The 12562-nt window shown below is 60.8% G+C and carries 13 protein-coding genes; 10 read left to right on the plus strand and 3 right to left on the minus strand.

The features are described from left to right. Nucleotides 1-95 precede the first annotated feature (95 nt). From ABTV87_RS27595 to ABTV87_RS27615, 5 genes are all read left to right on the plus strand, one after another. Entirely contained in the window at nucleotides 96-1526 is a 1431-nt protein-coding gene (locus tag ABTV87_RS27595) for a coniferyl aldehyde dehydrogenase (protein ID WP_258712522.1), read from the plus strand. A gap of 24 nt (nucleotides 1527-1550) precedes the next feature. Continuing rightward, the gene (locus ABTV87_RS27600; protein WP_085605907.1) at nucleotides 1551-2096 is read left to right on the plus strand and encodes a twin-arginine translocation pathway signal protein; all 546 of its coding nucleotides are present in this window, start codon (nucleotides 1551-1553) and stop codon (nucleotides 2094-2096) included. Between the two features lie 42 nt (nucleotides 2097-2138). Then, on the plus strand, nucleotides 2139-3734 hold the full coding sequence (locus tag ABTV87_RS27605) for a GMC family oxidoreductase N-terminal domain-containing protein (protein ID WP_433898652.1): 1596 nt from the start codon (nucleotides 2139-2141) through the stop codon (nucleotides 3732-3734). Between the two features lie 115 nt (nucleotides 3735-3849). After that, a complete protein-coding gene (gene coaD / locus ABTV87_RS27610; protein ID WP_007953414.1) occupies nucleotides 3850-4329 on the plus strand; it encodes a pantetheine-phosphate adenylyltransferase in 480 nt (159 codons plus the stop codon). 102 nt (nucleotides 4330-4431) lie between these two features. Then, entirely contained in the window at nucleotides 4432-4683 is a 252-nt protein-coding gene (locus ABTV87_RS27615) for a YfhL family 4Fe-4S dicluster ferredoxin (RefSeq protein WP_003195146.1), read from the plus strand. 38 nt (nucleotides 4684-4721) lie between these two features. On the opposite strand, the gene ABTV87_RS27620 is transcribed toward ABTV87_RS27615, so the two are convergent. The 3 genes from ABTV87_RS27620 to ABTV87_RS27630 all read right to left on the minus strand — a co-directional run bounded on the left by ABTV87_RS27620 (nucleotide 4722) and on the right by ABTV87_RS27630 (nucleotide 6765). Next, nucleotides 4722-5045, minus strand: a complete 324-nt coding sequence (locus ABTV87_RS27620; RefSeq protein ID WP_007953415.1) for a hypothetical protein — start codon at nucleotides 5043-5045, stop codon at nucleotides 4722-4724. 69 nt (nucleotides 5046-5114) lie between these two features. Next, the gene (gene mutM, locus ABTV87_RS27625) at nucleotides 5115-5927 is read right to left on the minus strand and encodes a bifunctional DNA-formamidopyrimidine glycosylase/DNA-(apurinic or apyrimidinic site) lyase (RefSeq protein WP_433898653.1); all 813 of its coding nucleotides are present in this window, start codon (nucleotides 5925-5927) and stop codon (nucleotides 5115-5117) included. Between the two features lie 25 nt (nucleotides 5928-5952). Continuing rightward, nucleotides 5953-6765 (minus strand): HDOD domain-containing protein, encoded by an 813-nt coding sequence (locus ABTV87_RS27630; protein WP_173940172.1) that lies wholly within the window; start codon nucleotides 6763-6765, stop codon nucleotides 5953-5955. 227 nt (nucleotides 6766-6992) lie between these two features. Here ABTV87_RS27630 and ABTV87_RS27635 point away from each other — a divergent pair, with 227 nt between their 5' ends. From ABTV87_RS27635 to ABTV87_RS27655, 5 genes are all read left to right on the plus strand, one after another. Then, nucleotides 6993-7532, plus strand: coding sequence for a type 1 glutamine amidotransferase domain-containing protein (locus tag ABTV87_RS27635; RefSeq protein WP_085746705.1), 540 nt, complete (start codon nucleotides 6993-6995; stop codon nucleotides 7530-7532). A 123-nt stretch (nucleotides 7533-7655) separates the two neighbouring features. Further along, a complete protein-coding gene (locus ABTV87_RS27640; protein ID WP_085605910.1) occupies nucleotides 7656-8852 on the plus strand; it encodes a class I SAM-dependent rRNA methyltransferase in 1197 nt (398 codons plus the stop codon). A 439-nt stretch (nucleotides 8853-9291) separates the two neighbouring features. After that, complete coding sequence (locus ABTV87_RS27645; RefSeq protein WP_433898654.1) at nucleotides 9292-10365, plus strand: SagB family peptide dehydrogenase; 1074 nt, start codon at nucleotides 9292-9294, stop codon at nucleotides 10363-10365. Next, a complete protein-coding gene (locus tag ABTV87_RS27650) occupies nucleotides 10362-11318 on the plus strand; it encodes a diiron oxygenase (RefSeq protein WP_433898655.1) in 957 nt (318 codons plus the stop codon). The genes ABTV87_RS27645 and ABTV87_RS27650 overlap by 4 nt, the downstream gene beginning before the upstream one ends. After that, a complete protein-coding gene (locus ABTV87_RS27655) occupies nucleotides 11311-12528 on the plus strand; it encodes a multidrug effflux MFS transporter (protein ID WP_433898656.1) in 1218 nt (405 codons plus the stop codon). Before ABTV87_RS27650 ends, ABTV87_RS27655 begins: the two co-directional genes overlap by 8 nt. The last annotated feature ends 34 nt before the right edge of the window (nucleotides 12529-12562 follow it).

Below are 12562 nucleotides of genomic sequence, written 5' to 3' on the forward strand. Positions count from 1 at the left end.
GAACGGGATAAAACCAGGATGCGCAAGGAAGCCATTTGACTTTCTAGAGCATAGACTCTAAAAAGTTCCTCATAACAACATCTCCGGAGCTGACAATGACTGCCGATATTGCCTACCTGCAAACGCTGCAACAGCCGCTGGAAGAGCTCAACCGGCTGTTCGATGCGCAGCGTGCCGCCTACGCCGCCAACCCGATGCCGGCTGCGGCCCAGCGCCAGCAATGGCTCAAGGCCCTGCGCGATTTGCTGAGCAGCGAACGGCAGGCCCTGATCGAGGCGATCAGCTCCGACTTCAGCCACCGCAGCGCCGATGAAACCTTGCTCGCCGAACTGATGCCGAGCCTGCACGGCATTCACTATGCCAGTCAGCACATCAGTCAATGGATGAAACCTTCGCGGCGCAAAGTGGGTGTGGCTTTCCAGCCGGCGTCGGCGAAAGTCGTGTACCAGCCGCTAGGCGTGGTCGGCGTCATCGTGCCGTGGAACTACCCTCTGTTCCTGGCCATCGGCCCGTTGACCGGCGCGCTCGCGGCCGGCAACCGGGTGATGCTCAAGCTCAGCGAATCGACCCCGGCCACCGGCCTGCTGCTCAAGGAACTGCTGGCGCGGATCTTCCCCGAAGATCTGGTGTGCGTGGTGCTCGGCGAGGCCGATGTCGGCGTGGCGTTTTCGAAGATGCGCTTCGACCATCTGCTGTTCACTGGCTCCACCAGCGTCGGCAAGCATGTGATGCGCGCAGCGGCGGAAAACCTGACACCGGTGACCCTGGAGCTGGGCGGCAAATCCCCGGCCATCGTTTCCCACGACGTACCGCTCAAGGACGCCGCTGAACGCATCGCTTTCGGCAAGACCCTCAACGCCGGCCAGACCTGCGTGGCCCCGGACTACGTGCTGGTGCCGGAAGCGCGCATCGGCGGTTTCGTCGAAGCCTATCGCCAGGCGGTGCGCGGGTTTTATCCGACACTCGCCGACAACCCGGACTACACCGCGATCATCAACGAGCGCCAACTGGCGCGGCTCAACAGCTATCTCAGCGACGCCACCAGCAAGGGCGCGCTGCTGATTCCGCTGTTCGACCAGGGCCAGGGCCGACGTATGCCGCACAGCCTGCTGCTGAATGTCAGCGACGAGATGACGGTGATGCAGGACGAGATCTTCGGCCCGCTGCTGCCGATCGTGCCGTATCAGGATCTGGATCAGGCATTTGCTTACATCAATCAGCGGCCACGTCCTCTGGCTCTTTACTACTTCGGCTACGACAAGCGCGAACAGAAGCGCGTGCTCAGCGAAACTCATTCCGGCGGCGTCTGCCTCAACGACACGCTGCTGCATGTGGCGCAGGACGACATGCCGTTCGGCGGCATCGGCCCGTCGGGCATGGGCCATTACCACGGGCACGAGGGTTTCCTGACGTTCAGCAAGGCCAAGGGCGTGCTGGTCAAACAGCGCTTCAACGCGGCGAAGCTGATCTACCCGCCCTACGGCAAATCCATTCAGAAACTGATCCAGAAACTGTTCATTCGCTAACGTCACCGCCGGGTAATAACAACAATGCACCCAAGCCTGACCGAAACACCTGCCCTGTCGCGCCGTGGCCTGCTGAAATTCAGCCTGGGCGCCACGGCTTTTCTCGCCACCGCCGGCCTTGGTGCCAGCCTGAGTGGCTGTTCGTCGAGCGTATCGGCCAATGGATTCGCCACGTTGCGCAGCGGCGATCTGTTGTTTCTGCGCGCGCTGATTCCAGTGCTGCTGGAGGGCGCCGTAGCTGTGGAAAAGCTGCCCGCCGCTGTCGATGGAACCCTGAAGTCGCTGGATTACAGCCTCGATCATCTGTCGCCGGAAATGCTCAAGCTCACCCGGCAACTGTTCGATGTGCTGGGCATGGCGGTGACGCGCGGGCCATTGACCGGAATCTGGGGCAGTTGGGAAAACGCCAGCCCCGAGGCGATCCGCCACTTCCTCGAACGCTGGGAAAACAGCTCGCTGAGCCTGCTGCGCATGGGCCACAGCTCATTGTTGCAAATGGTGATGATGGCCTGGTACACCCGCGCCGAATCCTGGGCCCATTGCGGTTACCCCGGCCCGCCCGCCGTTTGAGCCTGGCGACCCACGCAAAACAATAATAAGAGAACCTGATCGATGCCCGTACCCGACCCGTTTCGCGAAGGCCTTGCCCGTGGCTGGAAAACCTACAACGGCGCGCAACTCACCGATGACCTGACCCTGGAAGCCGATGTCGCCATCATCGGCAGCGGCGCCGGTGGCGGCACCACGGCGGAAATCCTCAGCGCCGCCGGCTATAAAGTACTGCTGATCGAAGAAGGCCCGCTCAAGACCAGCAGCGATTTCAAACTGCTGGAAGACCAGGCCTACAGCAGTCTCTATCAGGAAGGTATCGGCCGCATGAGCAAGGACGGTGCGATCACCATCCTTCAGGGCCGCGCGGTCGGCGGCACCACGCTGATCAACTGGACATCGAGTTTTCGCACGCCCGAGCCGACCCTCGAACACTGGGCCAAAGAGCACAACGTCAAAGGCCACAGCCCCGCCGACATGGCGCCGTGGTTCGAAAAAATGGAGCAGCGCCTCGGCGTCGCCCCGTGGATGGTGCCACCCAACGCCAACAACGATGTGATCCGCAAAGGCTGCGAACAACTCGGCTACAGCTGGCATGTGATCCCGCGCAACGTGCGCGGCTGCTGGAATCTGGGCTACTGCGGCATGGGCTGCCCGACCAACGCCAAGCAATCGATGATGGTCACGACCATTCCGGCGACTTTGGAAAAGGGCGGCGAGCTGCTGTATCTGGCCCGCGCCGAAAAGCTTTTGATCAGCGGCGACAAGGTCACCGGCCTGCAGTGCGTGGCGATGGACGAACGCTGCGTCGAACCGACTGGACGCACGATCACCGTCAAGGCGCGGCATTACGTGCTGGCCGGCGGCGGGATCAACAGCCCGGCGCTGCTGATGCGCTCGGACGCACCGGATCCGCACAAACGGCTGGGCAAGCGCACCTTTCTGCATCTGGTGAACATGTCCGCCGGGCGTTTCGACGAGGTCATCAACCCGTTCTACGGCGCGCCGCAGTCGATCTACTCGGATCATTTCCAGTGGAAGGACGGCAACACCGGCCCGATGGCCTACAAACTCGAAGTGCCGCCGCTGCACCCGGCACTGGCCGCCACGTTGCTCGGTGGTTTCGGTCAGGAAAGCGCGCAACACATGGCGGACCTGCCGCACACCCACGCGATGCTCGCCCTGCTGCGCGACGGTTTTCACCCGGACAGCCAGGGCGGCAGCGTCGAGTTGCGCGGTGACGGTTCGCCGGTGCTCGACTATCAGGTGTCGCCTTACACCTGGGAAGGCTTGCGCCGGTCATTCCACAGCATGGCCGAGATCCAGTTCGCCGGCGGCGCCAAAGCGGTGATGCCGATGCACGCCGATGCGCGTTACGTGAACAGTCTGGCCGAGGCCCGCTCGTTGATCGACAGCCTGAGTCTGGAGTTGTATCGCACCCGCCTGGGCAGCGCCCACGTCATGGGCGGATGCGCGATGGGCGAAGACCCGAAAACCGCGGTCACCGACAGCCTCGGCCGCCATCATCAACTGCGCAATCTGTCGATTCACGACGGCTCGCTGTTCCCCACCAGCATCGGTGCCAACCCGCAGTTGTCGGTGTACGGTCTGACGGCGCAACTGGCGACATCCCTCGGCGAACGGTTGAGAAACCCGTGAAAAAGACGAAAATTCCGATCGTCTATAGTGCTTTCTTACCCAACAGGCGACTTTCCCGACCGGGACGGCTGCGATACCATCCGACTCCCCAACGGATTCCCGCCAGGACGACGCGATGAACCGAGTGTTGTACCCAGGTACCTTCGACCCTATTACCAAGGGCCATGGCGATCTGGTCGAACGCGCCTCGCGCCTGTTCGACCACGTGATCATCGCCGTCGCCGCCAGCCCCAAGAAGAATCCGCTGTTCCCGCTGGAACAACGGGTCGAGCTGGCCCGCGAGGTGACCAAACACCTGCCGAACGTGGAAGTGGTCGGCTTCTCGACGCTGCTGGCGCATTTCGCCAAAGAGCAGAACGCCAACGTGTTCCTGCGTGGCCTGCGCGCGGTGTCGGACTTCGAATACGAATTCCAGCTGGCCAACATGAACCGCCAGTTGGCTCCGGATGTGGAGAGCCTGTTTCTCACCCCGTCCGAGCGTTATTCGTTCATTTCCTCGACCCTGGTGCGGGAAATCGCGGCCCTGGGCGGCGATATCAGCAAGTTCGTCCACCCGGCGGTGGCCGAAGCCCTGACCCTGCGCTTCAAGAAGTAACGACCGTTCAAACGGCGCCCGCGTGCACTACGGGCGCCAATGCGGCACAATTGCGCGCATTGATTCATAGCGCCCGGGCTCCCCGCCCCGGCTGGAGTTAGCATGTCCCTGATCATCACCGACGATTGCATCAACTGCGACGTCTGCGAACCCGAGTGCCCGAACGCCGCCATTTCCCAAGGCGAAGAGATCTATGTGATCGACCCGAACCTGTGCACCCAGTGCGTCGGCCACTACGACGAGCCGCAGTGCCAGCAGGTCTGCCCGGTGGATTGCATTCCGCTGGACGAAGCCCATCCGGAGACTGAAGAACAGTTGATGGAGAAGTACCGCAAGATTACCGGCAAGGCTTGAGCCACTGAATACGATCGCAGCTCCCGGCTGCGATCGCATCATTCACGCTGCTCGAACCCCTCCCCTGTGCAGCCTAGGCAACGCACGAACGCCGCTTTCGCCGGCGCCACCACCAGCGCCTCTCCCGCATCGCCAATCCCGCCACCCAGCGCGGTGAACGGCAACGACACGACGAACGCCCCGGCACCGATCACCGTCGCCACCACCAGCAATGGTCGGGCAATCAGCAGATCGCCGAGCATGGCGTAGGCCGGTGGATTCTGGATGGCGTAACGAGGGTCACCGCTGCCGCCTTCCGTGGCCTGAACGGTCAGGCTGAAGCACAGCAACAGTGCGACGATGAGGGTTTGCAAGGACTTCATGGCACGATCCTTCGGGCTGAACAGTGAGACAACTCACTATAGACCGTAGGACTTTTTCGGACGCTTTGTTCAGCTTTGGCAGCGCGGACACCAGACGCTCGCGCGCTGGCCGAGCTTCATTTCCCGCAGGCCCGTGCCGCAGACCTTGCAGTGCTCGCCGCCGCGACCGTAGACAAACAGTTCCTGCTGGAAATACCCCGGCTGCCCGTCGCCACCGATGAAATCACGCAACGTAGTGCCGCCGCGCTCGATGGCGGCAGCGAGGATGCGTTTGATCTCGATCGCCAGCTTCAAATAGCGCGCCCGGGAAATGCCTTTGGCTTCACGGCGCGGATCAATACCGGCGGCGAACAGCGCTTCGGTCGCGTAGATATTGCCAACCCCCACCACCACGGCGTTGTCCATGATGAACGGCTTGACCGCCATCGAACGCCCGCGTGACAGCTGATAAAAACGCTCGCCATCGAACAGATCGGTCAACGGCTCCGGGCCCAGGCGGATCAGCAACTCGTGATTGAGCGGGTCGTTGCTCCAGAGCATCGCCCCGAAGCGCCGCGGATCGGTGTAGCGCAGGGCCAGGCCCGACTCCAGTTCGATATCGACATGCTCATGCTTGGCCGCCGGCATCCCGATCTCCACCAGCCGCAGGTTTCCCGACATGCCCAAGTGGCTGATCAGTGTGCCGACTTCGGCGTTGATCAGCAGATACTTGGCGCGCCGCTCCACCAGCACGATGCGCTGCCCGGACAGCCGCACATCAAGGTCTTCGGGAATCGGCCAACGCAGCCGGCGATCACGCACGATCACCCGGCTGACTCGCTGGCCTTCCAGGTGCGGGGCGATGCCGCGGCGGGTGGTTTCGACTTCCGGCAATTCAGGCATGGGGGTCTCGAATCAGTTTGCTAAATCAGTGTGCGCCAAGTTCGCGGATGGTTTGCTTCAACGTTTCGAAGTCGTAATCCGAAAGGCCGATGTATTCCAGCACCAGCGGCCCGACGGCCTGCCATTCGAAATCTTCGGTCTGATTGCCCAGCACTCGGTACGACGCGCAGATGTGCTCGGCCATCTTCAGGATCGCCAGCAGGTTTTTCATCTGGCTGTTGCGCGAAGTCTCGTCGCTGAAGATCGCCAAGGCATTGTGGTGGTTGGCGATCGCCGCGCTGACGTGTTCCGGGAGGCGCCACGACTTGGCGGTGTAATAACCGACCACCGAGTGGTTGGTGTTGTAAACGTCGTTCTCAGTGTCCACGACCCGGCGCTCGGCGCTCGCGTTGGCATAAGCCAGTTCGAGTGTCTTCATGTAATCCGGAAAACGCTGAAGCATCAGCGGCACGCCGCAGTCGTGGAACAGGCCCAAGGCGTAAGCCTCGTCGCTCGCCTCGGTGCCGACGCGCTTGGCCAGCGTCAGGCAGGTCATGGCCACGTCCTGGGCGGTGTCCCAGAAACGGTTGAGGGTGACGATAGTGTCGTCGTTCATTTCGCCCTTGATCGACATCGCGTTGATCAGATTGATGATCGAACGGCTGCCCAGCAGATTCACCGCGCGCTTGATCGAAGTGATCTTGTTGCTCAGGCCGTAATACGGCGAGTTGACGATTTTCAGCAGCGAGCCGGACAGGCCGGGATCCTGGGAGATCAGCTTGGCGATCGTCTCCAGATCCGGGTCGGGCATGTACTGCTCCATTTGCAGATCCACCATGATCTGCGGCTGCGCAGGCACGCTGATGCCTTGCAGGGACTGTTGAATCTGTTCGGTGGTCAGCTCTTGGGACATAAGTACACACTCTGGGACAGGCCGCGATTCTAACCTCTAAAAACCGACGGACGACACACCAGTGGGCAATTCGCAGGAACTTTCACTTTCCACCAGCCTTCGGAATCTGTAGTGCCCGGAGCAGTTCTCCATCTTTCTCGGGCAGTAATTCCAACAGACTCAGGAGCTTAACGATGGCGACTTCTCTCAGCGGCAAGCGCGTCGCTTTTCTGGTAACCGACGGTTTCGAGCAGGTTGAACTGACTGGCCCCAAAAAGGCACTGGAGCAGGCGGGAGCGCAGGTTGACATCCTCTCCGCCGAAGCCGGCAGCGTCAAAGGCTGGAACCACGATAAACCGGCGGACGACTTCAAGGTCGACCAGACCTTCCAGGGCGCCAGCATCGATCAATACGACGCTGTGGTGCTGCCTGGTGGTGTGCAGAACTCTGACACCATCCGCATCGATCAGGACGCCCAGCACCTGGTCAAGACCGGTGCGTCCGCCGGCAAGCCGATCGCAGTGATCTGTCATGGCAGCTGGCTGCTGATTTCGGCAGGGCTGGTCAATGGCAAGACCATGACCAGCTACAAGACCGTCAAGGACGATCTGGTGAATGCGGGGGCAAACTGGGTTGATCAGGAGGTAGTAAAAGACGGCCACCTGATCAGCAGCCGCCAACCGGACGATATTCCGGCGTTCAGCAATGCGCTGATCGACGCGCTGTCGGCATAGAGCATAAGCGTATGGATACGGGGCGGACCTGCTCGTGATGAGGTCTGCCGCGTTTCATCGCACGCCAAACCCGGCATAAGGCGCAACACGGTATACTCCCGCTCTTTTTTCCGGAGCGACGTCATGTCCCTGCCTAGCTTGCGCCTCAAAGCCAACGCCGACCGTCGCCTGCGCGCCGGTCACCTGTGGGTCTACAGCAACGAAATCGACGTGGCCGCGACCCCGTTGCACGGCTTCAAAGCCGGCGACCAGGCGATCCTCGAAGCCGCCGGCGGCAAGCCGCTGGGCATCGTCGCCATGAGCCCGAACAACCTGATCTGCGCGCGCCTGCTGTCGCGCGACATCAAGCTGCCGCTGGACAAGTCGCTGCTGGTGCATCGCCTGAACGTGGCCCTGTCGCTGCGCGAGCGCCTGTTCGACAAGCCTTTCTATCGTCTGGTCTACGGCGATTCCGACCTGCTGCCGGGTCTGGTGGTCGACCGTTTCGGCGACATCCTCGTGGTCCAGCTCGCCTCGGCGACCATGGAAGCGCATAAAGATGACGTGATCGCGGCACTGACCCAAGTGCTCAAGCCAAGCGGCATCCTGTTCAAGAATGACTCCGCCGCGCGCGATGCCGAAGGCCTCGAGCGTTACACCGAAACCGTCTTCGGCGTGGTGCCGGAGTGGGTGGCGCTGGAAGAGAACGGCGTGAAGTTCGAAGCACCGGTGGTTCAAGGTCAGAAAACCGGCTGGTTCTACGACCACCGCATGAACCGCGCCCGCCTGGCCCCTTACGCCAAGGGCAAACGCGTGCTGGATCTGTACAGCTACATCGGTGGCTGGGGCGTGCAAGCCGCCGCATTCGGCGCCAGCGAAGTGTTCTGCGTCGACGCATCGGGCTTCGCCCTCGACGGCGTTGAGCGCAACGCCGCACTCAACGGCTTCGCCGACAAGATGACCTGCATCGAAGGCGACGTTTTCGAAGCCCTGAAGGAACTCAAGGCCAGCGAAGAGCGCTTCGACGTGATCGTTGCCGACCCGCCTGCGTTCATCAAGCGCAAGAAAGACCTGAAGAACGGCGAAGGCGCCTACCGTCGCCTGAACGAGCAAGCCATGCGCCTGCTCACCAAGGACGGCATCCTGTTCAGCGCTTCGTGCTCGATGCACCTGCCGGAAGATGACCTGCAGAACATCCTGCTGACCAGCGCCCGTCACCTGGACCGCAACATCCAGCTGCTGGAGCGCGGCGGTCAGGGCCCGGATCACCCGGTACACCCGGCCATCCCGGAAACCCGCTACATCAAAAGCATCACCTGCCGCCTGCTGCCCAACAGCTAACGGGATCGATGCGTATAAAGAAGGGGAGCCCACGGGCTCCCCTTCTTTTTGCCTTGATTTTGCTTTCCTACATTTAGCGTCCTGCCGACGTGCAGGATATTTCCGCGAATACTTTATTTACTGATATCTAACTTACACACTGACTTCCAGCCAAAGATCACTCCGACAAAATTACTGGATTATTCCTACTTAATATTTGCTTGCGATTAACCCATTACAAACTATTATTAAGTCGTCACCACGGAGGTGACACTAACTAACCACGAAGCAACAATGAACAAGGAGTTCAATCATGAAAGCAATTACTCTGGAATCCCGCACCCTCGCAAACCTGGCTTTTCTGGTCGCACCTAAAGCCCGTTAAGTAAGGTCGGCGCTGGGTATAGCCGGCTACCCAGCGCCTCTGACAAAGCACCTATCCAGAGCAGCTTGCCCCAACATGCATATAAACCCTTATTTATTCATACTGCCACGAACGCCCGGCCAGATAGTCTGGAACTACAAAGACCATACTCAACATGAACTTGATCTTGAGTACTCCTCCCGATTGGCGCAACTTATTCACAACCCTGATTCATATGACAACAGCAACATAATAGACACACAGTTATTAAATGCCGGAATACTGACTTCTTCAAAAATCTCAGCGCCTGTCTGGGGCTGGGATGAATTGTCCAGGATCTACCATATCGGGACTCGGGATATTCCTTGCGAACACACTCCACGAAACATTCAGGAATGGTCCAGGCAATACCTCGAACACTGCAACACAGTGCTTGCCACCCCACCGCCGGCCGACATTCCTGCAGATACCTGTCCGACCCCACTCATCGCCCTGCCCGAACCGCTGGCACTGAATGACGACAGCCTGTCGAGTTCACTGACCCGGCGAAAGACCTGCCGATCCTTCACCGGCGCCGCCGTGTCGCTGGACGATGTCGGCACCTTGCTCTACCTGTCACTCGGTTACCTGCGAGAACGCGAAGCCGATTGCGACGACAGCATTGCCGACGGGCTTGGCGCACGGCGTAGCAGTCCTTCCGGCGGCGGGCTCAATGCCTGCGCCGGGTTCGTGTTTGTACAGAACGTCGACGGACTGGCGCCCGCCGTTTATGCCTACCACCCCGTCGAACACGCCTTGAGCTTCATCAACCCCTTGCCCGACACCGAGCCCGGCAATCTGCTGGGGGGCCAGCATTTCATCAATAACCTGCCATTGGGGCTGCTCATCACCGCCCGCTTCGACCGGCTCTGGTGGAAATACCCGCACTCGCGCGCCTATCGAATGGCGTTCGTCGAAGCCGGGCACCTTTCGCAGACGTTTCAACTGGTGGCTACAGCGCTGGGCATGAACACCTGGCTCACGGGCGCGTTTTCCGACGATCAGGTCGAAACGTTGCTGAAGCTCGAGAACAGTGCGGAGCAACCCTTGTTCTTTGTCGGTTGCGGGGAAAGCGACGGTCAGGCGATGTGTCAGCAAATGCGTGACCTGCTGCGTGAGGCACAATCATGAACCCCCTCGCCCCGGAACCGGTCTTTCAGTTCACCCTGAGTGACTGGAACAGCCGCGCCTCGGTCCGCACCAGCCCTCACGATTACCGCTTGCCGGACAACGTGCAGGAACAACTGGAGACCCGGCACTGGTTTCCGCCGGCATTCCTGCCCTATCTGGCCCACCCGGCCATTGAAGCAGCGGGCCGTTCGATGCTGCATCGGCTTACGGCCCGGCATCTGGTGCATTTTCTCGACTACACCACGTTACTCGAACACCGGATCGTCAACCGCGCCGTCGAAACCATCGTCCACGGCGAGCTGCCGGTCGCGGTGCCGGCGCCGATGAAAACCGCCGCGCTCCAGCTCTACACCGACGAGGGCTATCACGCCCTGTTTTCCAGTCAGGTAGCAGAGCAGATCGCCAGCCTCTATGCCATCACCGGGCGCCCGGTCATGCCCAGACGGATCACCCGGATGAACCTGCTGGTCGCACGCACAACACAGGAGCAACGGCCGCTGGCGTGCTTTCTTCTGGGCTTCGTTTCGGAAACGATCATCGCCCGTGAACTGCTGGATGTCTGTCGCGACAGCCTGGTGTCCGGCGTCAACGACATGTTGCGCGATCACCTCACCGACGAAGCGCGCCACAGCCGCTATTTCACCGAGGTGTTCCACTACCTCTGGTTGCACCTGAACCCGCAACAGCGAACGTTCACCGCGACGACCCTGCTCGACATTCTGCAAATCTTCTTCGAAGTGGATGAGCACTGGCTGCAGGAAAGCCTCTGTGGCGCGGGCATTGCAAACACGACGGTGATGGACATTCTCGGCACGATGACAACGACCCAGGCCCGTCGACGACAGGCGCGCGCCGGCAGCCTCGCTACATTGAACGCACTGAAAAAAGCCGGATTTTTTGCCGAACCTCAAAACCAGACATTATTTGCCAGGGCAGGACTGATCGATGGATGACGGACAATCGGTGGTGACCCGACGACAGCGGCGCGGGGCTGTCAGTCTTCTGCTGGCAATGGTGTTGCTCGGCGTCTTTCCACTGGATGTCCTGCTGCCTTCGTTCCCGGCACTGGCCGAACACTTTCGCCGCACCCCGGCGGACATCGCCCTGTCGATCAGCCTGTTCGCGGTCGGAATTGCCTTCGCCCAGTTGCTGATCGGCCCTCTGTCGGACGTGATCGGGCGCAAGGGGCTGCTGCTCGCCGGCATGAGCGTTTCAATACTCGGCGCCCTCGGGTGCGTGATGACCTCGGACTATTCGCTGTTTCTGATGTTCCGGGTGGTGCAGGCGCTGGGGTGCGGTTGCTTCGTGCTGTCACAGGCGCTGGTGCAGGACCTGTTCGAAGGCGAAGAACGTGACCGCTTACGGATTTTAATGGTCACCGCCGGCGGGATTTTCATCTCGATATCGCCGCTGGCTGGCACCTTTCTTCAGGCGACGCTGGGCTGGCGCGGCAGCTTCTGGGTGTTCATCGCATTATCAGCCGCAGTGCTGCTCAAGGCCTGGCTGTTTCTGGAGAAAACCCGACCGACCGCCAGTGGCACACGTACGAACTTCCTCACGGTCTATCGACGGGTTCTGGGGGATTTCGACTTCGTCGGTTACTGGCTGATTTCAGCGTTTGCCTTCGCCTGCCACTTTTCATTCATCGTGATCTCGCCGCTGATCTTCATGGATCGACTGCAACTGTCCGCTTACGAGTTTTCGTTGGTCCTGCTGATCTACGGTGCGGCTTACGTCACCGGGGGCATCCTCGCCAGCGTGCTGAGCAGGCGCATCAACAGCGGCCAGCAGATGGTCGTCGGCCTGAGCCTGATCCTGTTCGCCGGCGTGACCATGCTGTACCTGTCGTCGAACTTTGCACTGGCTCCGGCGACCGTGCTGATCCCGATGCTGATCTGTACCGCCGGCACCACCATTGCCCGGCCGGCGGCCACGTCCCGGGCCATGAGCCTGTTTCCGGAAAACGCCGGCACCTCGGCCTCGGCCGGCAGCACGATCATTTTCATCTGCGGTGGTTTGATCAGTGCCTTGATCAGCCTGAGCCCGACCAACCTGCAATCCACGCTGGGCTACAGCTTTCTGATCCTCAGCGGGGTGGCACTGGCGTTGAACGCGCGGATCAGTCGGCGCAACGATCTGGTGGGGCAACCGGACAGCGATTAATCCTGCCGGTCGTCATCCCGCACGCTTCGTCAGC

It is taken from the genome of Pseudomonas sp. PSE1(2024) (genome assembly GCF_050990555.1).
GTDB classification, from domain to species: Bacteria; Pseudomonadota; Gammaproteobacteria; order Pseudomonadales; family Pseudomonadaceae; genus Aquipseudomonas; species Aquipseudomonas aphyarum.

Bases quoted from the DNA above. Each gene is read 5' to 3' on its own strand.
- ABTV87_RS27595 (WP_258712522.1), top strand. From the start codon at position 96: ATGACTGCCGATATTGCCTACCTGCAAACGCTGCAACAGCCGCTGGAA.
- ABTV87_RS27600 (WP_085605907.1), top strand. From the start codon at position 1,551: ATGCACCCAAGCCTGACCGAAACACCTGCCCTGTCGCGCCGTGGCCTG.
- ABTV87_RS27605 (WP_433898652.1), top strand. From the start codon at position 2,139: ATGCCCGTACCCGACCCGTTTCGCGAAGGCCTTGCCCGTGGCTGGAAA.
- coaD (WP_007953414.1), top strand. From the start codon at position 3,850: ATGAACCGAGTGTTGTACCCAGGTACCTTCGACCCTATTACCAAGGGC.
- ABTV87_RS27615 (WP_003195146.1), top strand. From the start codon at position 4,432: ATGTCCCTGATCATCACCGACGATTGCATCAACTGCGACGTCTGCGAA.
- ABTV87_RS27620 (WP_007953415.1), bottom strand. From the start codon at position 5,045: ATGAAGTCCTTGCAAACCCTCATCGTCGCACTGTTGCTGTGCTTCAGC.
- mutM (WP_433898653.1), bottom strand. From the start codon at position 5,927: ATGCCTGAATTGCCGGAAGTCGAAACCACCCGCCGCGGCATCGCCCCG.
- ABTV87_RS27635 (WP_085746705.1), top strand. From the start codon at position 6,993: ATGGCGACTTCTCTCAGCGGCAAGCGCGTCGCTTTTCTGGTAACCGAC.
- ABTV87_RS27640 (WP_085605910.1), top strand. From the start codon at position 7,656: ATGTCCCTGCCTAGCTTGCGCCTCAAAGCCAACGCCGACCGTCGCCTG.
- ABTV87_RS27645 (WP_433898654.1), top strand. From the start codon at position 9,292: ATGCATATAAACCCTTATTTATTCATACTGCCACGAACGCCCGGCCAG.
- ABTV87_RS27650 (WP_433898655.1), top strand. From the start codon at position 10,362: ATGAACCCCCTCGCCCCGGAACCGGTCTTTCAGTTCACCCTGAGTGAC.
- ABTV87_RS27655 (WP_433898656.1), top strand. From the start codon at position 11,311: ATGGATGACGGACAATCGGTGGTGACCCGACGACAGCGGCGCGGGGCT.